This window comes from Mycobacterium interjectum (genome assembly GCF_900078675.2).
In the GTDB taxonomy this organism is placed as follows: Bacteria; Actinomycetota; Actinomycetes; order Mycobacteriales; family Mycobacteriaceae; genus Mycobacterium; species Mycobacterium interjectum.
In genome coordinates this window covers 3656420-3677718 of the sequence record NZ_LT546237.1, presented here as the reverse complement: position 1 = coordinate 3677718, position 21299 = coordinate 3656420, and the positions used below count along the sequence as shown (strand labels likewise).

Below are 21299 nucleotides of genomic sequence, written 5' to 3'. Positions count from 1 at the left end.
TGAGCCGACCAGCAAGGCCGATTCCCTGCGCGTCATCGAGGAGACCGGCATCGCGCCGGTGTCGTATCCGACGCTCAACCGCCGGCTGCCGGTGTTCGCCAAACCCAGTTTCCGGCAAGCGCTTTCGGCCATGTGTGCTTCTCATGCCCGGTTGGGTCGGGCCAGCTTGGTGCTCTACGACGTGACCACCCTGCACTTTGAGACCGACGCAGGTGACGGTTTCCGTGAGCCCGGGTTTTCAAAGGAGCGCCGCCTCGATCCGCAGATCACTCTCGGACTGCTCACCGATGCCACCGGGTTCCCGCTGACGGTGGCAGCCTTCGAAGGCAACAAGGCCGAGACGGCGACGATGGTGCCGGTGATCAACGCGTTCAAGACCGCCCACCAGCTCAGCGATGTCACCGTGGTCGCTGACGCCGGAATGATCTCTGAAGCCAATCAGGTGGCTCTTCAGGCCGCGGGGTTGTCGTTCATCCTGGGCGCCCGCATTCCGTATCTGCCCGATGTGGTGCGCGAATGGCGCAACAAACACCCCGACGACGCGATCCCCGATGGGCTGGTGGTGACCCAGCCCTGGCCATCGACCTCCACGGAGAAGACCCGGGGCATCCCGGATCGGGTGACCCACTACCAGTACCGCCACGACCGAGCCCGGCGCACCCTGCGGGGTATTGACGAACAAGTCCGCAAGGCCGAACGTGCCGTTGACGGGCACGCCCCGGTCAAACGAAACCGCTACATCCAACTCTCGGGAGCGACAAAGTCGGTGAACCGGACGTTGGAAGCCAAGTCCCGCGCACTGGCCGGATGGAAGGGCTACACCACCAACCTCACCGGACAACCCGCGGCGTTCGTCATCAACGCCTACCACCAGCTGTGGCGCGTCGAGAAGAGCTTTCGGATGTCCAAGCACGACCTACAAGCCCGACCGATCTACCACCGCACCCGCGACTCCATCGAGGCGCACCTGAGCGTGGTGTTCGCCGCAATGGCCGTATCCCATTGGATAGAGCACCAAACCGGTTGGAGCATCAAGAAATTCGTCCGCAACGCCCGGCGCTACCGCACCGTCACCATCCAAGCCGGCAGCCACACGCTGACCGCCGCCGAACCACCGCCGGCCGACCTCGCCGAAGTCCTCGCCACAATCCACGGCCTACGTGCGCACTAGCCTGATAAAAGTCAGGCTGACGGCGTCGAGCATGCGTTCCCATCATGCAACGTGCGCTAGGCCTGTGGCCTGGACCTCAGCTTGGGGTCGCCGCCGCCTCGACGAGCAGGTCGCGAAATGCCGCGCTACTACCGAGTGACGGTTTAGTTCCGGTGCGCGGAGAGACGTCCGCCGAAATTGGCTGATGAGAGCGCTTTAGCTGGACCCGCAGTTATTTTCGGATTGAAATGCTTCCAACGTTGGCCGCTGCAGCGGCCGACGTTACGTATGCCTAACCACTAGGCTCACGACCTATGGAGCCAATGCGACCGCCATCGTTGTTGACCCCCTTGGTGATCGCCACTGGCGAAAGCGTGACAAGGCCAGCTCGCCACAATGGCGCGGGGCGACTCGCTCCACTCATCTCACGGTCTTTATAGTCGCTGATTTCGTTTATGCCACCACCACAAAGCCGATCAGATAGATTCGACCTTGACTCAGTGCGGACGGCGCAGCCCGACGCCGAAGCGTGATACAAATGAAGAAGCGTGATTCAAAGAAGTCGTGGCCACGAGGTCTCGTGCTTCGAACCGGTCTGGCTGTAGGAAGTGGCGCTCAGTGCGCCCGACGGCAATGTTTCCGTCACGAGACTGCAGGTTTCTTGGCCGATGGTCCCGGATGATTGGATCATCGAGGAGTTCCGCGGAGTGATTAAACGTAGCCACCTCTACTAGATAAAGGAATGCCTTGTCGAGGATCGCGAATGGCTCGGTGCGGATCATCGGAGATGGCCGTTGACACTCAGCCTTGGTGTCAGCGCCGCGGTATACGCCCATAACCAGATCGAACGTCGCTCTCGCCGGAATGCGACTCCGTCAACCGCGCAGGTGCGCGCTGCGATGGAGTTATTGGGCCAGCGATGGATACTGCGGGTCGTTTGGGAGCTTGAGCCCGGCCCGCTGCGGTTCTTGGACCTGCGCCACCGCATGGACAACTGCTCATCGAGTGTGCTTTCCGAACGGCTTCGGCAGTTGTTGGCTGCAGGCGTAATCGTCAAGAACCCGACCAAAAGATGGGAGCTGACCACCGCAGGCGCCCAGCTTGGGTCGGCGTTGACGTCGGTATGGGATTGGGCCGAAAGTTGGGCCCGGGAAGAGATGACTGCCCGTGAACCGGGCGCTTCAAGGCCCCGGCCTTCGGGCCCGCCCATGAACGGGCGTTCGGAGCCACGGTTCGAGCGCACTCCGGCCGCGACACACATTGTCTACGGCTGATCGACAGCCCCTCCGATCCGCTACCCGCGCCTGACCCACGTGATGGGCCAGACCGCTCCAGGTTAACCCCGGATCGCGGCCACGCCCTTGACCAGCAGGTCGCGCGCGCGTTGAATATCGACGGGCGCGGCCGGCTGGTCGGGACTCATCGTCGGACTGGCGATCACAACAACCTCATAGTCGCCGAATTGAGCCGAATAGCGGTAGGCCTCGATGGAACGAGCGCCCTCGGGTGCGTCGGTCTGCATCACACGCCTCTCTCCGAGCGTCTTTGTCCCGTCGATCTTGGGTGCGTCGACCGCCTCGAGGCCTCCCTTCATGTGCGGCCCGGTGAAGGCCACCGTGCTGCAGTGATGTCCGGTTTCATTGGACGGCAGCGGCGGGGAGGTCTCCATCGCGACAACGAGGAGCCGGTTGCCGTTGCCCTCGGCGGAAACACCGGCCATGGTGCCTTTCAAGCCCGCGGGCATCTCGGGCCCGATCGCTACTTTTGCGCATTCGGGGGGATCGAATACGAGACCCGTGGGCAGCTTGTTCGCAGAGAGAAACTTGGGGTCGATAGCGCGTTTTGCGATGTCGTTGATTGTGAACTCGGCTCCAAAAGTCGACTTGACTTCGGTCACCTTGCTGATGTCCGCCTTCGACGAAGAGGCATTGACACCCGAAGAGCAGCCGGCGAGCGCGCATATGGATGCGATCACGAACACTACCCTCAACATGAAGCCAACCTACCCACCGCGCCGTGATACGACGGCGACGGCGAAGAAGAACCTCTGATGCTCACGGGTGCCTATGCGTCAACGATGAATCGGCGCCAAGTCGAGGATCAACCACCGGCCGCTTTCCTTTGTTAGTTCCACACGGAGGGCGATCACCTCATATAGCGGTGGAGCATCGGCCCTAGTCCGGGTGCCGCGCATGATCACCACCACGCTCGCGGCTGACGGCGTGAGGGCTTCCACGCCGGCCGAAAGCGTCCTCGCCTCCGCCGTGATCAGGCCTTGCGCCAGGGAGGAAGTGGACTTGTTGTAGAGCTCTGTGAACGCGATAACGCGGTCGGGCACCATCACCGCGGTGGCGCGGTCGAGCGAGCCTGTCGGGTTCTGTGGCGAGAACGTCGATGCGTTCTCGGCCATGGCGGTGGCGACGTGCATCACCTCGGACGAGGCGCGTTTGAGATCACGGTCCGGCACCGTCCAGCGGGTATAGCCAACCCCAAAGGCCGCCAGCGCGGCCGTCGCAGCCACGGCAATCACGGCCAGCCGCAGCCTGGGGCTGTTGTCGTTGGTGCCGAAGGTGACCGAATTGCGTCGGAAAAGGACAAAATTGACGAGCATGCCCGCGGTGATCAAGAGCGCGAGGATCGAGCATGTCGAGACCCACCACAGCGGCCAGCGAAGAGCGACGCCGATCATCAGCAGCGCGGCGATCGTGGCCAGGGGAGCGGCGATGTCGAAGGCGAGCACTCGCCAGAGGCTTATCAAAAATGTTCGGTTTCCCAGGAGTCTCAGGGACTTCGGGTCGACCACGCTCGTCAACTTTCTCATCGCAGGACCCTCAACCCCGAGATCAGCAAGTTGTCGTCGACATCGGAGACGTCGACCAGCAGGTTCCAGTACAGTGCTTGCGGTTTAGTGCCGGGGCTTCCGCTGACCGATGTGGCCGCCACCTGGATGGTGTCGGTGCGGCTGCCGACTTTGGCAGCCGCCGGCTCGGGCGCCGCAGTGGGAAACGTGCCGATGTCGCCCAAATCGTGGTGCACCGATTGGATGACCACCGACTCGATCTGGGTGGACCGATACGAGGGCAGCTGCTGCACCGCTTCCCGGTACGGCTGCATGGTGGCGTCGAAACCGGCCTTGAGCTGACCGGCCGTTCCGTCGCGCAGGCGCCGCAGGCTCGCATCGAGGTTGTTGTTGTTCATGTTCATGAGCACCAGCGCCCACTCGGCGGCGGCTTTTTTTGCCCGAATCTGGTAGTGGTGCTCGTCGACATCGCTGCGATGCGACGACCAGAGAACCAGGCAACCGACGACCGCGGCAAGCAGCAACACCCCGAGGAGGGTCGAGACGATGCCGTAGGCCGAGAGCATCCTGCCGCTCGACGGTCTGCGTCTCGCGCTGCCGGCGTGCGGTTCTTTGGCCGATTCACTATCGCTGTCGTCTGATAGTTCAAGCGGTTCACGATCGCCGTCGTTCGATTCACCGTCAGCGTCTTCCAACACGTCTGGCGCCTGATTGTCACTGTCGCCCGACAGTTCGAGGGAATCGCTATCGGTGTGGCCCGATGCTTCGTGCGGCTCGCTATCGGACGACGTGTTGTCGGACTCTGCATCGGGCATTGATAGTTCGGGCGCGGTATCTGTGTGGCGACGCCGCTTCCCAATCCCCTTTCTGGGTATGGCTGCGCGGCTCTGCGTAGGGAAAGTGTTGAGTCAACTGACGCAGGCCGTGCTCGTTGAGCACTCTTCGGCATGTTCTGTCACCAAGAGAATAGCGAACAACCAGCGGCAATCACCGCCCGTATATCGGCGTCGTCACGAAGGCGCAGATCACGAAAGAACCGCTCGAGTTGTTGCAGGGAAGCCGTCGAAACGAAGCGCCTTGGACGAGCATCGTCTGGCGAGCGGTCGAAGTTCGGAGGCGGCAGACGGCCGCGCGGCGATATCGCGCGAATCAACGATGCACCGGTTCGATGACGATCGACGTGCTGCGGCAATGGGTGTAAGGCACGCGGTCCGCAAGTGGCCTTGACAGCGACACCACGATTGCCACCGCTAGCACGCCTGGACCAGCCGCGTAGTCACCTGATAGCTAACTACCGGTCCGGGTCAAGGCGTTCCGATTGCGTCCGAGACTGTAATTTCGCATTGAAAGACTCTGACGCGCCAGTGCATTTGCTGAAATGCGGAGTGCCGCTGGAATGCCAGCCATTTTTCGTCAGTGTCAGGATTGCGGGCCGTGGCGATCCGAGCCCGGATCCGCGGCCGCCCACTGAAACCCGCATTACTTAGATTCTTCTCAGGTAGGTTTCTCATTCATCGTCATAGTTGTCGTGACAGGAAGGCGCACAGATGAAGCGTAAGCAGCACAGCATGAGGCGGAATCGCCGCAACGCGAAGGCGGATCGCCGCGGCCGCGCAGCCGGCCTCGGCACCGCCGCCGGCGCTTTTCTCACCGCGGCGATGGCCCCGGTCATCGCCGCGCCTTCAGCCCATGCCGGCGTACTCGACATGATTATCAATCCGGTTATCGGCCCCATCATGGGGGCCATCAACAACGGGGCTGCCCAGGGCATCAACGCGGGCGCGGCCGCTATCGGTGGCCTTTCCGCGGGTACGGCCGCCCTCGGCGGCCTTCATTCGGCCGCCCTGCAAAGCATCACCAACAGCATCAATGCAAGCACTGCCGCCCTCAATCTGGGTGGGCTCAACGCGGCTGCGGCCAATAGCATTAGTGGGAGTGCGGTCACGCTGGAGGGGCTTCATTCGGCCGCCCTGCAAAGCATTACTAACAGCATCAATGCAAGCACTGCCGCCCTCAATCTGGGTGGGCTCAACGCGGCTGCGGCCAATAGCATTAGTGGGAGTGCGGTCACGCTGGAGGGGCTTCATTCGGCCGCCCTGCAAGGCATTACTAACAGCATCAACACGAGTGCCGCGGCCGCGAATATCGGCAACGTGAGCGCGGCCGTCACTAATCAGGGTCCCGTTGCCATCTTCAATCAGATAGGTTATTCAGCCACGACCGGTTTCTATAACGGGATCCACACGGCCGGCGAGGCGTGGATAGCCAGCCCGATCGGTCAGGCAGTGGACGGGCCGGTCAACGGTCCGTTCGTCGCCGTGTTTGGGCGCGATCTGATCGGCAATGGCGTCAACGGGGCCACCGGTCCGNCGGCGCCGGCGGGTACGGCAGCACCTTCGTCGGTGGCGGCAACTACGGCGGCAACGGCGGCGTCGGCGGCGCCGGCGGCAACGGCGGCGCGCTATTCGGCCAGGGAGCCAAGGGTGGCGCCGCCGGGAACGGCGGTGGTTTCCTCACCGGCAGCACCTACTCCGGTTTCCCCGGGCAGGGCGGCGCCGGCGGGTTCGGCGGGTTCCTGACCGGCAACGGGGGCAATGGCGGTCAGGGCGGCTCCGGTTACTTCCAAAGCGGCGGCAACCACCTTGGTCTGGGCGGTATCGCCGGATTCGGTGGGTTGCTCGGCCAAAACGGGACGGCTGGCGCAAACGGAACCCCCGTCAACCCCTAGCAACTAATGCCCCAGTGAGGGTAATGGCCGGTACACGCTTGGCGTGTAGCGGCCATTACCCTTTTGCCGGGATCGCGCCCCGTCGGCCTTGAGCCTGGGGCTACTGGCAAGGGGTTGAAGAACTCGAAACAGTGGGACGGCAGGAGCCGGTTCGTTCGGTTTCATTGCGCGGAGGCCAAGCAATTCCCAGGCGAGTCGGACAAGTGGGGCCACATCAGACCGACACCCCAATACCCGCGACCACACCGATGGAGCCTATTTCGAACCGCCCTGGGGCCAAATCAGGCTGTCGCAGCCAGCACGGGCAGTCGGTATCGCCGAGGAGCTGGGGCGGCCTCGACGGTCTTCCGTGAGCTGCGCCGCAAGCGCCACACTCCGGGCCGGTACTTGCCCCCGACGCGCAGAGGATAACGATCGAGTAGCCAATTCCTGGTCATCACGGACGCGCCGCGTCACCATCGACCAGCAAAGCAAGCTCTGTTGGTGTCCTCGCCGAACTGTCTGAGCAAGCGATGGGTTACCAGGTGCTCGTGAACTGCCGGTGCGGATTTCCAGGGAATTCGAGTGACCGTCGTAACGGGACACGTTGCCGACTAGTGGTAGGGGAGTGACGCGGTCTGGCCGAAGCCGATGTCATTGCGGGTTACGGCGGGCAGTATCAAGGCAGGGCCGCACGGTGTGCGTGAGGAGGTTCGAATCGAGGTCGATGTCGCTGACCGCCATCTGGCCATCGTCGCATGCCAGCAGCGGTGGCGAGCGGAGGTGGGGTTCGCAGGAGACCCAATTCCGAACCAGGGCCACCGCAACATGCACCCGCAGCGCAATGCGCCCGACTGGGTTAGCCCAGTCGGGCGCATTGCGTGATTTCCTCGGACGCGGCTCAGAGGCGGAGCAGACTCAGGATCATTCCGGGGATTGTCGATGCCAGGTTGGCGCCCACACCGCCCATCAGGCCGGCGATGTCGGCCGGCAGGCCTGCCAGGCCGCCGACGCCGGCCGCGCTGATGGCCCTCGCGACGTCGGCTGACACCGAGCCGACCGACGGCGCGATGGCGGCGAGGTTGGCTGCGGTGCTGAAGGCTGCCGGAGACGCGAGGCCGGCAGCACCGCTGACGGCGGCCGCGCTCGCGGCACCGGCCGGGCCATAAATACCCCACAGGGTTTGCAGGTTACTGACGATCGTTTGCCAGGACGGCCATCCGGTGATCAGCTGGTTGAGGAAACTCTCGATGGCGACCGGCAGGTTACCGCCTTTGGCGATGTTCTGGGCGTTCTGAGTGGCCATCGCGTTCGCGATGCCCGGCAGTATAGACTGGAGCGTGATGTGCAGGCTCGAGCCTGTAAGGGGATCTACCTGCCCATACACGATCTCGCCGGGGATGTTGATCGCGTTCAGCGCCGCTCCCAAGAGATCTCCGGCGCTCAATGAATTGTAGGTGGCTTGCAGACCGTTTCCCAGCGACTGAAAAAACGCGAAAGGCAGCACCTCGACGTAGGCGAGCCCGAAGTTTATGAGACCGATGGTTGTCGCGTTAGTGAGCCCGTTCCCTAAATCGGTCACGGCCTTTGCAGCAATACCGGGAATATTTTCGAGCGGGTCGAGGACCGGAATCAACAGTCCACCGAACATTGCCTGATACAGCGGTCCGCTGAACGCCTGACTGATGTTGCCCGCCATGATTTCGCCCCACGCGGTGTTCAACAGGGGCACAAAATCTTTGGCCGCAGAACCGGTGTAGAAATTCACTGCGCCCTTTGCGGATGCCTGGAAGTCGCCAACGTATTGGCTCGCGAACTGCACCCAGTTAGCGGCGACCTGTTGCCCGATGACGGCGGGCATCTGCCCCCATAAGTCGATATTCGGCTGCAGGTTTTGTATTGCCGTTATGGGGATGTTGAACCAAGTCTCGAGCGGATTGGCGATGTAGTCACTGGCGGCGAGCTCCACAACACGATGCTCGATGGAGGCAGCGCGCTGCTGAAAAGTGGACGCGACGTCGTCGGCAACGGTCGGGGTCACGGCGATCAGGCTGGCGCCTACTACCGCGGCACCCGCGGTGACGTATGGCCGGAAGTTTGCTAGCTGAAGCATGCGCACTGTTCCTTTGCTGTCTGTGGTCTGGCTGTTCGTAGACTAGCTGAGAGCAGACTAAGAGCAGGCGATTTCGGGAACAAACTGCAACCCGCCCCAGGCCCCCCGCGCTAGGCAAACATATTAGATAGAGATCGGGCTGTTAAGTAGATATGCGTGCATCTCATGGCAAACTCATTGGCCATCGTCTATGCTTCAATGCGCAACTACCCTACAATTGCGCCTCGGAGCTGTGTACGGATGGTGCTGTGGTTGCAGATTAACTTGTGAAACGTGTTTTACCGCAGGTCGGGACGGTAGTCGTCTATTTGATCATATTGCTAGGGCGGCTCTGGGTTGGATCGTCGCCGCCCATTCGAGCGGATGCCCATCAGGTTTCAAAAGCAGACACCCGACCGGCAATGCTGAACCTCGCTGAGGAATGGTACCGGGGTTTTCTGGTCCACACCTGGGCTGACCCACGGCTTCTGTGGCTGGGATAGGTGAAGATCTCGCCATTCGCGCGCATTATCTGGTCGATCGCCACTTTCGCGCCCGATCGGAGGATATTGCCGGCTGCACTGTCAGGGCGGCCATTTACGGGGTCATCAGCGGGGCCGCGGGATCCTGCAGGTGACGGATTGGCGATGCGACCTCCAGCTCGGGTCGAACGGCCAGATCGGGATGTCCCAAGAGGGTTCTTCCCGGCAATAACGAAACGTTGTCGAGCCGGTCGCGGCTCCGCGTGTCATCCTCGCCGAGGTCCATGCGTTCGTACCTGACCCCGCGGCGGCCTTTGCCGGCGCGGTTGCTCGCCGGAGGAGTTCAGGGGCGGCCGGCGTCCACTCCCGCCAAGCCCGGCTGGTATCGAAGATCACCTCGGCGAGGCACTCCGCGTACCCGACTCAAACCGCGGGTTCTGCCACGGCCAACGCAGCGAACAGTGTCGAACCCGAACTGCGGCAAGCCCGAGATGGGCCGTGATGTCGGGCGACCAGAGTCCTCGCCCGACGCCGATGCGGTGGTGCATGATCTGGTGATGGCCGAATATATCCTGCGTCCCGTCCCTGCCGGCACCAACGGTTCCGTTCAACAATTCGCCCCTGTGCTGGGCGAGGTCCAATCATGCACTCCGCAAGGCGACGAGTGGTCGCCCGAGTGTGACATCGACATGGTCGCCAACGCCGCCGCCGCGAATGTTTTTCGGCGAAGGTTGCCACTGCGGGGCCGGACCACGTCAAGTTCAATTTCCGATCAACTTGGAGGATCGATGAAGTGAGGCAGATCGGCCCCAATTTTTTCATCGTCGGCGCGGCGAAAGCGGCGACTACATCCCTCAGTTCTCTGCTTGAGACGCACCCGCAGGCCGCTATCGTGCGGTTCAAGGAGCCTCATTTCTTCTCCTACGATTATCGTTATGCCGAAGGCTGGCGCCTGTATCTGACGCTGTTTAGTCACGTCTCCGACGAGAAAGCGGTTGGCGATGCTTCGACATCCTATTCCCGCATCCGTTATCACCCGCAGGTGATCGAGCGCATCAAGCGGCACGTGCCCGATGCAAAGATCATTTATATGGTGCGGCACCCTATTGAACGCATGGAATCGGCGTACGTCGAGCACATGTGCACCGGCGACGAAATGCCCTTTACGTCGATCAACGACGTTATCCGCCGACAGCCGATGATCATCGACTCGAGCCGCTACTGGGAGGTGTTCGATGCCTACCGGCGGGCCTTCGGTGAGGAACGGATCGAAATCGTGTGGTTTGAGGAGTATATCGCCGATCGGAAAGCCATCTTTCAGGAAGTCTGCCGGTTTCTGGAGATCGATGATCAATTCGAGCCAAATTTAGATAGGGAACGGGTAAACAGCCGCGAGGACGCGGCCATGCGCATGGCGCGGCTGGGGCGCGGCGGCATACCGTTGGATCTGGTTTGGAGCGAGAATTTGCGCCGCGAAACGATTGCCCAGATTCGCGACGATAACCTGCGCTTCTTGGCTCACTTCGGCCGGCCAGCCAACTACTGGGGCGACCTATTCGAGAATGGCGTCCACGGAAAATCTTCTGGTCGCCGATAGGCGTGCCGGCTTGGTTTGTTACGCCAATTGCGGCGTGGGCTGTGCGCCCTACCTCGTCCCAGCACGTCCCCGATGACGGTCATGGCGTTTTGCCGGGCGCGACCACAGTCATCCCCAGTGCGTCCGTGCCCTCGGGGAGGCGACTGTGGTAAGTCATCAGTGCGGTCAATGGCGCAGTGGATTCGGCAGTTTGGGCAAGCGGCCAGGTGTATCGCGTCCAGCGAGCGGAGTCCGGGATCAAGGTAGGGCGCTGCGGTGGCGCAAATGAGCGAGGCGATTTCGAACCGGTTCGGCCCGGCCAACACGGATGGAACGGCTGGTAGGCCGTCCGGAGCGACTGCCCGAATGGCTCTAGTCAGCTCTACTTCGACCAAAAGCGATGTTATCCAGGCGATTTCGGCACGACGGTCGAGCCAGTCAGGTAAATCACGGAATAGGAACTGCGCAGCATGGGGCGCTCGATCGAGAGCGTGTCGCCGGGTCCGCGATGCGAATGCTCGGAACAATTTAGATGTTCCGAGCGCTCATACGACCTGCAGGCCCTCGGGCATATCCCGCGGATTGCGCCAGAACGCGTCGTTGACAAAGCGGTTGAACAGGTCGGGCGGCAGCAACGTGGTGCGCGGCTCGGCTTTGACCGTGCCGCGCACGGTGTGCAGCCCCGGAGTGCCGGCACGCTCGTCGAACTCGGTGACGTCGTAATCGACGTGTCCGAAATTGTGTTCATATAGTGGCTCACCGATAAATGCGTAGATGGCATGCATAACTTTGGCCGGGTCGGTGCTCAAGGTTTCATACTGGACAAGGAGCAGTCGATCGGTTTGCGCGCCGTAACACGCCTGCTTCAGCGCGTCGTAGGGACCGCCGACCATCCCATCGGGCCCCACAACACCCATAGCGCGGGTGTACACCGTGCCGCCGGGTTCGAAATTGAAAATCGACGACGGGCTGAAGACGTTGCGTTGCACCAACCGCTCGATGCTGTCGATCACCCACGGCAACTCGCGCACACAGGCAATGACCTTCGATTCCGGAAACAACCGCGCTATGGCCGGCATCCACGCGCACCACGCACGGTTGGTATCGAAGATCACCTCAGCGGGCCTTTCGGCATAGAAGTTGTCGAACAGCCCATGCAGGATGCGCTCACGCGTAGCGTCATCGATAAACACCGAAAATTCGTTGCGCGCACTCATCTGACCCAGGAGCGCGCCAAACAGCCCGGCCAATGGACCGGACATGCCCGCCTCAAAGCGCGGGTTCTGCCGCAACAAAGCCGCCAACAAAGTCGAGCCTGACCTCGGCAGACCCGAGATGAAATGCATTGATGCCATGCGGCGTCTCCTGTCTCAGGTTCACTTTGTGTGGGCGTTACCAGAGATATCGCCCTGGACTTATTCCATATGGTAACTGATCGCACGTGACCGCGACTGCATGTGATAACAACTGGCAGTCGCCTGGCGGCGGCTAGCAAATTCCGCTGACCGTCACATGAATCCTTCAACACGGTGGGCGGGGGTCGGCTGATGACGATCCGCAGAGCCTGCGCGATTTCGCTGGCCTGTCGAGACTGAACGAGTAACGGGAAACTGCCAAATTAAGCCAACTGTTGTAAAGTGCAACCAATCTGTGCGGTCATCGAACGACTATGTACATCGGTGAACAATCCGCCGGTCGCATCCCGGGCGCTTGGGCCGTCGATTATGCTCGTGGCATCACATCTAAGCGGCAGGAGAAGCATCGTGACGGACGCCAATGCCATCGCCGGGCTGCGGAGTATGAGAGTTCCCGAGGGGATGGGCAGCAGTCAGGCCCTCAAGGACTTCCTGATTGTTCAGAGCCAGGTCGACCAGAGTTCCACTTCCCTCGACGAGCAGATCAATGCCCACCGGCAGATGCTCGGTTTGCTCATCGCGTCGCACTTGGAGGTCGTTAACATCCTCGGTGCCATCGAAGAAACCCTAAAGGTAATGTCACAGCGATCCGCCTAGCGGACTTGTTGTCGGCGGCGGCATCTCGGCCGTTAGTAGCTAGTCGAGACCACATCCAGCGTGCAGGCGGAGCGAGCTTCAAACTATCGCAAATTGTCGGCTCCGAGAATTCGTCATGACGACGGCCCGGCGCACCGCTCAGCACACGTCAAAGTAGTGGTGCGTCAGAGACTGGCTGTTGCTCACGGCAAGTTGATCTTCTTCGGCGGGTAGCTGATCCGGTGGGAACTGTCACCCGTCGCGACCATCTCCCGGCGGGCCAGTCTGAGGATAGAGCTCAGTTCAGCGATATGTGAAATCACCATGTCGAAGTATTTCCTTTAACAGGCATCCCGTCCGTAGCTCTAGAATGCCTTCGATAGCTTACTGCAGCGTGGCTGGCATCTGAGCTATTAGCTCTTTTGTTCGGATGAACGTCGAGGCGCGCGCGCAATAATCGATTTACCAAATTGTCACGCAGTCCAGAAGCGGGTAATGACTCCTGCAAGGTATGAACCGCTCCGTCACCTCTCCTCCAGTCGGTTTGATGGGCGGTGGAAAGCGGCAAATAATTAAAGAGAGCGAGACGGCGGCTCTTCGGGCTCCGCACCACGCCCAATTGAGACTGCCGGTTAAACCTTTATCCGTGAGCGTCGATGCCTTCACCTTGGAAGCTGGGCCGAAGCAAAGGAAAATGGTCAATAATGTATTTGATCAGCCGCCGGCTGGCGAATGGGGGATGACTTTTGCGCCCGGCACTTTGCCGGCGATGCTGCCCATACCGCGGCCGCTCAGGGCTCCCATCAGCGCCTGGGCGAAGGGGCTGGATGGCATGGCCGATGCTTGTGCCATCGGTGGTGTGGCCACGCTGGTTGGCGGCAGCACCGGCGCGGCGCGGGTCATCCCCTGAGCGGCCGTCGACCAACCCGGCGGAATCGACAGCCCACCGATTTTCGCCGCATGCGCCAACTCCCCGGAGATCGTCGTTCCCCACGACTTGAGTTGATTGGTCACCCCGCCGACCACCAATTGCATCTTGCCGTCCACGAGCTGACCGATGCTGGTGAGGAGCTCCTCGCTACCGGTCAGGCCCGTCGCCCCCGTGGAGTTGGCGGTCGCGTTGCCCATGTTCGTGAGCAACGAAATGGGCTGCTGACCCATGCTCACCATGTAGTACGCAGCCTCCAGGGAATAAAGCGACGACTGGCTGAATCCGCCGCCATTCAACAACGTACTCAGACCGGTGGTGTTCAACACCCAGGCCACCGGAGGTGCCGCCGACAGCGAACTCAGCGCCACCTGCGTCTGGGTGCCCAGAGTCGTCAACGCCGCCAACACGCTGGCCCCATCAGTGATACCCAATGCCGGTGTCGCAGCGGCCGCGTTCGTCATTGACGGCGGGACACTTAGCGCCGGCACCTGCACCGCGCCGCTGGCCGAGGTCGCATACCCATTCATCGCCGCCACGTCCTGGGCCCACATTTCCATGTACTGGGCTTCAGTCGCCGCGATTGCCGGACTATTTTGACCGAAGATATTGGTGGCCACCAACGCCGCCAACAATGCCCGATTCGTCGCGACCACCGCCGGGGGCACCGTCATCGCAAACGCCGTCTCGTACGCGGAGACCGCCGCGCTCGCCTGGGCGCTGGCCTGCGCCGCCGCCGCCGCCGTAGCGCCCATCCACGACACATACGGGGCGGCTGCACCGGCCATGGCCATCGCAGACGGACCCGACCACCCACTGCTCAAATTCGCAATCACCGACTGATACGAGCTCGCCGTGGCATACAAATCGGTAGCCAACCCATCCCAAGCCGCGGCCGCCGCCACCAACGGCCCCGACCCCGGCCCGGCGTACATCAACGCCGAATTGACCTCCGGCGGAAAAAACGCGAAATACACGGAGACCATCCTTCTTAACCGGCCGCAGCCGTATTCGCCGCCTCGGCCACCGCGTATGACGTACCACCGGTGGCCATGGCGCCGACAAATGCGTCATGAATCTGACTGGCCATCGTCGCAACCGTTTGATACGCCAGCCCATGGACAGCGAACTGTGTGGCCACCAACGCCGACACCTGGTCGGCCGCCGGCGCCACCACCTGCGTTGTCGGACCTTCCACCGCCGCGCTCGCCGACACCATGGACGCGCCAATCGTCGACAGATTCCCTGCCGCAGCGGTCAACAATTCTGGTCGCGTGATCACAAAGGACACGCCCCACCTCCTTCAACACGACCACCGAGCTCCTTGCTTGGTGGATACCATCCAATTGCTATGCCGGATTGGTCATCTCACATCTGGCGTCTTCTGGTCCAGTAACATTTCGACCCACTGCGGCCTGCTGCCGACACCTCACGGATTCCGTTCGGGCGGTGCTGGGCAGGCAAGCCGCCCTCGTGGCCGCCAGTTGGCTTCCGCGTATGAAAGAGCTGAGATCGGAACCTTTTTTCATGTCGTTATCCAACGCAGTGACAGCAATGTCCGTATCTCGGGAATGCTGGTCAGCCGGGAGCTGAGCAGCGCACATCCAGACGCTTCAAGACCCTTCGCGAACACAGCGACCTCGAGGAGGCTCAGGCTTGCGACGGCCATCCCCCGGATGCCCGGGCGCCTAAGCGCTAACCGCATTTCCATCTCCTCTGACGTCTCGCGGATCGCATAACCGGCCGCGTGACCGCACAGTATCGAAGACGTCCTGTCGGAATGTGCTGTTCGGAATCAAAGACCCAAGCCTGCTTCGCATCTACCGCACCGGGCAACGCCTCGGCGAACCAAGCCGACTGATCAGTCGGCTTGGTTCGTGCTATCAGCAAATGTTTACCAGGGCTAGATTGTTTCAACGTGACAATACCTGCCGGTAACAAGACGACGAGTCGTAAGGGCGAAGTTCGGTTATCCCGCAACGGTATTCATCCGTTAGCCGACCGGCCGGACCGGTCGCGCCCGTGCAGCGGCGTGGTCGATTTCGCTTCTCATTGCATGATGTGTCGCTTACTATCCGGATTCATGAACGGCCTCATCGGCGGCCGGACCGCCAGCGATATACCCGGATTGGATATAGCCGAGCAGAAGTCTTGGGAGAATTTCCTCGCGGCAGCCATACACGTGTATGCCGTCTTGAACGGGCGATTGGTTGAGGCACACGGGTTGACGCTCGGAGATGTGAATTTGCTGCAGATATTGAGCAACTCACCCGCCGGTAGCGCCCGCATGGGTGACCTAGCTGCCGCACTTCCGTCTCCGCCAACGCATGTGACCCGGAAAGTCCGTCGCCTTGAAGGCCATGAACTGGTACATCGTGGTGTTAGCCCCATTGACCGGCGCGGTGTGATAGCCACCATCACCGACCGAGGTCGCGCGCTGGGAGAACAGGCGATGGTGACCTACGCCAGGGAAGTCCGAAAGATCTTCCTCGGCCAGATGTCGCACGCGCAGATCAGCGCCATGGAAGACAGGTGCCACCGGATAGCCGAGGCGCTCAAAGAGTCTGAGGCCGCAGCCAACCTTGTCCATTTCTCGACCCGTCGCGCCCGGCATCCGGGTCCGCTGCGAGGGCCGAAAACTTAACCGAAAAATGTTTGGAGCCGTACGACCACCAGGGTCTCGGCGCCGGATCGCACGCCAGTCAGCCGACCTGCACTGACTTAATCGTCACGTTGGTAGCCGGAGGCCCGTCGTCGCCACCGCCTACGACGCCTTCTTTGGCGATGCTGTTGAGCGTAGCCAGGCCCTCTGCATCAACCTTGCCGAACACGGTGTATTCCGGCGGTAGCTGGGAGTCCTTGTAAACCAGGAAGAACTGACTGCCGTTGGTGCCTTGCCCGGTGTTGGCCATGGCGACGGTGCCTCGCACGTAGACCACGGGCTGATGTGCCGTGGGGTCGTCCGGTTTAAACTGGTCGGTGGGATACTCGTTCCCAAATTGATAACCCGGGCCACCGGTGCCGTCGCCTTTAGGGTCGCCGCACTGGAGCACGCCGAGCTTCGGTGATGTGGTCAGCCGGTGGCAGTGGGTGTCGTCAAAGAACTTCTGTTTTGCCAGGCTGGTGAAGCTGTTCACCGTACATGGTGATTCGTTGTTGGCCAGCGTCAGCCCGATGGGACCCCGGTCGGTCATGATGCTGACTTTTATTTGTGCGGGATCGGTCGCTACCTTGCCCGCCTGTGGCGGGTCTACCGGTTTGCTGGCCGGCGCAGGCGACGGTGCGTATTCACAGTTCGCACCCACATCGACGGACGGTGCAAACGACGGCATAGGGGGCGCTCCGACCGACGCGGCGGGAGCGGGTCTGGAGCTACTCGCGGCTTCCGCGGCCTTATGGTGGTCGTCACGGTTGGCGAGAATGATGCTGACCACAACGGCGGCAATGGCGGCCATCGCCGCGACGGCCGAACCGACGGCGGTCAGGGTTCGGCGGCGGCGGTCCATCCGGGTCTGGCGCTCCAGGCGTTGTCGCAGTTTGAGTTTGGCTGCCGCTCGTCGCTCTTCGTTGGTCGGCACTGCCACCATTCCTCCGTGGTTGTCTTGCAAATCGGGGCGAAGTGTGGCCTTGGCTGGCCGAGCGCTTCGTCCTGTCGATAAACGGGATTACCTGCCTTGCACGGCAGCACAGGCTCCCAGGACCGTTGTGGAGAGGTAATTGGCCGCATTTGCCAGATGATTGTCGGGCGGCGAATATGTCGGCACGGCGAGGGCGAAAGCGCGGCGGTATTCAGCCGAGAGGCCGGCGAAATCCTGCCAGACGGGATTGCCGCTACTGCGGCCCAGCTGGTCAAGGCTGGCGGCGAATGTGTTCATCGCCTGAGCGGCGGCGTAATTAGTCGCTCTTTGCTCCTCGTTCCAGAGGATGGAGGGGATAGTCGGGTTGATGTTCTGCCACGCGGCGGTTTGCTGCCCGAACTGGTCCAGCGCCGACTTCCATTGCGCACAGACAGGATTGGGTCTGATCAGAAAGGGCTGCGGGTTTGCCGCATTTCCTACGGGCGGGACCTGCGACGGCGCCCCCTCGGGGGGCACCATCGGTCCGCGCGCCGCCGCCGACCCATCGGTGATGGCGGTGCAGATCGCCCCAAGCGCCGAGGCCGCGCTGTTTGCCGTGCCGGCAAAATTGTCGTCGGCCGGTGTGTATTTCTGGATATGCATGGCATAGGCGAACGAGTAAGCAATAAATTGCTCGTACAGTTCGCGGACGATGCGATGAGGTGTCAACTTCACCAGGCCGACGGTTTCCGCGGCCGCATTTCGCATCGACTGCGCTGCCGCCATGAATTGCATGCGCAGCTTGTCGTCCCATGCCGAGGCTGGGACCGATCGGTCTCGATCGTTCCAAATGCCCTGTCCGTCATTGGCCAGCGAATTGTTGATCTGTGTCCACCCCGCGCAGCTGGGATCATCAGTAATGATGGCGGCGGGCCCGACGTCGTGCGCGCTGGCGACCGCAGCAGCTTCCTGGTTGGTACTTGCTCCCGACTGAGCGGACGACGAATTGTTTTCCGAATTGCTGCTGTCGAAGAACAACACCGCTGCCAGGATGATCGCTAGAACTGCGACCAGAGTCGCAGCGCCCAATGCCCGTTTCAGGTTCCTGTTTTCATCCGGGTCGTCGATGTCGTCGTCGTCATCAACGTCATCGTCATCGTCGTTGTCCAATGCGCGGGTGTGAGGCTTCACGCTCGGCAGCTTAAGTCAGAACGCGTCCGCTGTCGACGAATTCGCGATTTGAGCGCACCACCGTGCTACACGGAAGGTGCCCAACGGGATTCGAGGAACCGGGCCGCTAGCGCTGCAATTGTTTACGTATTGAAATATCGATCTGGTCATCGTGCACTGCCAGCCTGCTGCTCAGAAAGCGCGGACGACTGCGCTGACGATCCTCGTCAACGCGCTGGGAATCATCCGAGCCAGATTGCCACTCAGACCACTCAATAGACCGGTAATGCCGTTGCCGCCCAGTAATGCGGTGAGCTCCACACCCGCCGATCCTATGGACGCGGCCGCTCCTGGCGTCGTCGGCTCAGCTAGTGCGTGAGCGAGTTGCGTGGGCCAGGTGACCAGCAGTTGCTGAAGCAGGCTGCCGTTATTGAGCAGGCCGGTAAAGGCCTCGCCAGTCGGGTTGTAAATGGCGCTCGGGTAGACGTAGCCCTTGAGAAGGTCGCCGGCCAGGTCGGCGGGCACCTTGAGAAGGTCGGTCAGTGCCGCCGCGCCGTTCGCCGAGGACACGTCGCTGCCAATCTTGCCGAGATCCGCCAAAAGCCCGAAGGTGACGCCGATTTCGGGAGACAGTAGGGCGTCGCTGAGGGATTTCAGGTTCGCGGAGCTCATAAACGTCTCGGTCACGTTCGTCAACGTTTGCAGCAGCTCGCCGGGGATCGTCGGGGTCGGCGGTGCCCCCGCCTTGGCGGTGCTAAGGAATGGGCTCAGCAAGGGCTTCATCGTGTGGTCCAACGCCTCCAGCGCCCACTCGTCGTAGTAGCCGAACGCGCTGAAGAGGTTGCCTTGCGCGAGAGCTGCCAAGATCTGTTGCAAGGTACTGCCTGACTCCGTAACTCCGCCATGCGTGACGGATCCACCGAAAAGCCCGAAGACATAACCATCATCGTTGCCGTACCACCCGCCGTAAATGGCGTTCTGCAAGCCGGTTTGGGCGCCCGCCAGCGCGGCGCTCAGCAGGCCTCCGTAACCGGACAAGTTGGTTCCCGTCTGTGCCAGCAGGCCCGGAAGCGCAACCTCGGCGCCGCCGCCCAGGGTCTGCAGATTGATAACCGCCTGACCGGCGACGTCTTCGTATTCGCCGACGACATCACCGAGCACGCCGGTGAGCTGGACCGCTGGGTGCTGGGCCTGGGCCAGCGTGTTAGTTGTGACCAGGCTGGGGCTACCGGATTCGCGGCGATCAGGCTGGCGCCGATCATGGCGGCTCCGACGAGCAACAATTTGCGCGGCGTGGCCCGCAAGAGCTCGCCGGTCGAATCGGGACGAGGGGAAACTGCACAGCGTCTCCTCAAGTACTTGGCTATCAACACGCCGCGACGGACGCTACCTGAGGACCCCGGCCGAAACAATAGGCGTGCCTAAGCTAATTAAGGGCAGCCTCACCTAGTTTTCGTCGCCGGCCAGTTCTCAACCGCGGCCCGCGTTCGGGTGCTGACGGCTCGATGCGCTCGGGACCGATCGGTGCGCGCATGCCTCCCGCTGTCACGCAAGCCCGGGGCCGTTGACCATCCGAACGTCGGCGCACCAGCGTTGCGTAATGCCCATGACTGATTGTGCGGCGGGGAGTTCCGTGGACGGGAGACAGGGTCTTCGCGGCTGCCGACGGATAGTTTCGACTTGAACTTCGCGTCGTGCTCTGCGTGTTCGCCACCGGCGCCACGGTATGGGCCGTGATCAGTGTCTTGGTAACGGCGGGTACGTCGTTGGCGGCGGATGGCCTTGCACGGCTTTGGTGAATTGCTCCAAGTGACAGCGTTTTCGGCAGTGTCTCGGCTACTGTTCAGCGCGCGTCAAACTTACGCCAGTTGCGATCGTCGTTCCAGACCGTCCTCAAGCGCGCCACAACGCCAGCGGGTTTCACGGTTCGATGAGAGGGGCCAGAGGCTTGATCAATTCCAGCAAAGACCTTCGCCTGGCGCAGGTGCCCTCGGTGGCGCTATATGCGGGGCGTCTTCGTTCGGCCGATCTGCGGGTGACGCGCTCGCGGATTGCGGTGCTCCATTCGGTGCACCTGAACCCGCACGCCGACACGGAAGCGATCATCGAAGCCGTGCGCGCCTGTCTGTCCAAGGTGTCCCGGCAGGCGGTGTATGACATCCTGCACGCGCTGACCGACGTCGGTCTGTTGCGACGGGTTCAGCCCCCGGGCTCGGTCGCGCGCTACGAAACTCGCGTCGGCGACAACCACCATCACATGGTCTGCCGGAGTTGCGGGGCGATCGCCGATGTCGACTGTGCCGTCGGCGCGTCACCCTGCTTGACCGTTTCGGACACCCGCGGCTTCCAACTCGACGGTGCGGAGGTCATTTACTGGGGTCGCTGTCCCGGCTGCTCGGTATCACAGGTGCCTCAAGCCATCGGGGACCACAGTCCCACAGAACAACTCCCCCCCGGCCTGCTTAGCTCGGGCGACAGCGGCAACCTGCCAGCGAGCGATGGCCAACCGTTGCCGACGCCAACGCCAACCCCGGGCCCGGGGGAATGGCTTGCTCCCGGCCCGCTCACGCCCATTACCGGGTTGAAGGCGGCCGGAATTGGGACAGGCGGGCTGGGAGCCAATGCCGGCTGGGCTCGCTACGACATCGCTGATGCCACAGTGGCTAGCAACGAGCATCCCATCGAGCCTTCCGTTTCACGCCCGTCAACGTCTATATGAAATGAGTTGCTCGCACCGGTAGGCTGGTGCGTCGTGGGGTTCAAGGTTAAAGCATCCGCGGCGGCACGAGCTGCCGCCGCAGGAGTAGTGCTGCTTGCCGGCTGGGCGGCATCCGCGGCCGTCGCCG

General features: G+C 62.0%; 16 protein-coding genes and 2 pseudogenes. 7 read left to right on the top strand and 11 right to left on the bottom strand.

The window, feature by feature from the left end:
* Together BN4348_RS52075 and BN4348_RS52070 are read left to right on the top strand one after the other, a co-directional pair.
* Window positions 1-1171 (top strand): IS1634 family transposase (locus BN4348_RS52075; protein ID WP_066916266.1); only part of this gene is annotated, 1171 nt, incomplete at its 5' end.
* A gap of 878 nt (window positions 1172-2049) precedes the next feature.
* Window positions 2050-2424, top strand: a complete 375-nt coding sequence (locus BN4348_RS52070) for a winged helix-turn-helix transcriptional regulator (protein WP_083746702.1) — start codon at window positions 2050-2052, stop codon at window positions 2422-2424.
* A 62-nt stretch (window positions 2425-2486) separates the two neighbouring features.
* Here BN4348_RS52070 and BN4348_RS52065 read toward each other — a convergent pair whose 3' ends face one another.
* The 4 genes from BN4348_RS52065 to BN4348_RS52045 all read right to left on the bottom strand — a co-directional run bounded on the left by BN4348_RS52065 (window position 2487) and on the right by BN4348_RS52045 (window position 8770).
* Window positions 2487-3143: a DUF5642 family protein gene (locus BN4348_RS52065; RefSeq protein ID WP_066916264.1), complete on the bottom strand. Its 657-nt coding sequence runs from the start codon at window positions 3141-3143 to the stop codon at window positions 2487-2489.
* 78 nt (window positions 3144-3221) lie between these two features.
* Window positions 3222-3908, bottom strand: coding sequence for a hypothetical protein (locus tag BN4348_RS52060; protein ID WP_066916272.1), 687 nt, complete (start codon window positions 3906-3908; stop codon window positions 3222-3224).
* A gap of 59 nt (window positions 3909-3967) precedes the next feature.
* Window positions 3968-4765 carry a hypothetical protein gene (locus BN4348_RS52055; protein WP_066916262.1) on the bottom strand — a complete coding sequence of 266 codons (798 nt, stop codon included), beginning with the start codon at window positions 4763-4765 and terminating at the stop codon, window positions 3968-3970.
* Window positions 4766-7558: 2793 nt separating this feature from the next.
* Window positions 7559-8770 carry a hypothetical protein gene (locus tag BN4348_RS52045; protein WP_142308751.1) on the bottom strand — a complete coding sequence of 404 codons (1212 nt, stop codon included), beginning with the start codon at window positions 8768-8770 and terminating at the stop codon, window positions 7559-7561.
* A 922-nt stretch (window positions 8771-9692) separates the two neighbouring features.
* Between BN4348_RS52045 and BN4348_RS52040 the strand changes: the two genes are divergently transcribed.
* Window positions 9693-10028 (top strand): hypothetical protein, encoded by a 336-nt coding sequence (locus tag BN4348_RS52040; protein WP_066916258.1) that lies wholly within the window; start codon window positions 9693-9695, stop codon window positions 10026-10028.
* Window positions 10025-10828, top strand: a complete 804-nt coding sequence (locus tag BN4348_RS52035; protein WP_066916256.1) for a sulfotransferase family protein — start codon at window positions 10025-10027, stop codon at window positions 10826-10828. The genes BN4348_RS52040 and BN4348_RS52035 overlap by 4 nt, the downstream gene beginning before the upstream one ends.
* Window positions 10829-10907: 79 nt before the next feature.
* Here the strand turns inward: BN4348_RS52035 and BN4348_RS62570 are convergent.
* Together BN4348_RS62570 and BN4348_RS52030 are read right to left on the bottom strand one after the other, a co-directional pair.
* Window positions 10908-11253: pseudogene (locus tag BN4348_RS62570) on the bottom strand (type II toxin-antitoxin system VapC family toxin); the annotation flags it as partial.
* Between the two features lie 99 nt (window positions 11254-11352).
* Entirely contained in the window at window positions 11353-12162 is an 810-nt protein-coding gene (locus BN4348_RS52030; RefSeq protein WP_066916254.1) for a sulfotransferase family protein, read from the bottom strand.
* 408 nt (window positions 12163-12570) lie between these two features.
* Here BN4348_RS52030 and BN4348_RS52025 point away from each other — a divergent pair, with 408 nt between their 5' ends.
* A complete protein-coding gene (locus tag BN4348_RS52025) occupies window positions 12571-12819 on the top strand; it encodes a hypothetical protein (protein WP_142308750.1) in 249 nt (82 codons plus the stop codon).
* 693 nt (window positions 12820-13512) lie between these two features.
* Here the strand turns inward: BN4348_RS52025 and BN4348_RS52020 are convergent.
* Window positions 13513-14661 (bottom strand): PPE family protein, encoded by a 1149-nt coding sequence (locus tag BN4348_RS52020; RefSeq protein ID WP_264034342.1) that lies wholly within the window; start codon window positions 14659-14661, stop codon window positions 13513-13515.
* 56 nt (window positions 14662-14717) lie between these two features.
* Window positions 14718-15008, bottom strand: a complete 291-nt coding sequence (locus BN4348_RS52015) for a PE family protein (RefSeq protein WP_407937930.1) — start codon at window positions 15006-15008, stop codon at window positions 14718-14720.
* Window positions 15009-15809: 801 nt separating this feature from the next.
* Here BN4348_RS52015 and BN4348_RS52010 point away from each other — a divergent pair.
* Complete coding sequence (locus tag BN4348_RS52010) at window positions 15810-16370, top strand: MarR family winged helix-turn-helix transcriptional regulator (RefSeq protein ID WP_083746703.1); 561 nt, start codon at window positions 15810-15812, stop codon at window positions 16368-16370.
* A gap of 58 nt (window positions 16371-16428) precedes the next feature.
* Here BN4348_RS52010 and BN4348_RS52005 read toward each other — a convergent pair whose 3' ends face one another.
* From BN4348_RS52005 to BN4348_RS51995, 3 genes are all read right to left on the bottom strand, one after another.
* Window positions 16429-17304: a peptidylprolyl isomerase gene (locus tag BN4348_RS52005; RefSeq protein ID WP_066916270.1), complete on the bottom strand. Its 876-nt coding sequence runs from the start codon at window positions 17302-17304 to the stop codon at window positions 16429-16431.
* Between the two features lie 87 nt (window positions 17305-17391).
* On the bottom strand, window positions 17392-18474 hold the full coding sequence (locus BN4348_RS52000; RefSeq protein WP_235852804.1) for a hypothetical protein: 1083 nt from the start codon (window positions 18472-18474) through the stop codon (window positions 17392-17394).
* 171 nt (window positions 18475-18645) lie between these two features.
* Window positions 18646-19614, bottom strand: coding sequence for a hypothetical protein (locus tag BN4348_RS51995; protein ID WP_066916242.1), 969 nt, complete (start codon window positions 19612-19614; stop codon window positions 18646-18648).
* An 823-nt stretch (window positions 19615-20437) separates the two neighbouring features.
* Here BN4348_RS51995 and BN4348_RS61830 point away from each other — a divergent pair.
* Window positions 20438-20887, top strand: a pseudogene (locus BN4348_RS61830) (Fur family transcriptional regulator); the annotation flags it as partial.
* Between the last annotated feature and the right edge of the window lie 412 nt (window positions 20888-21299).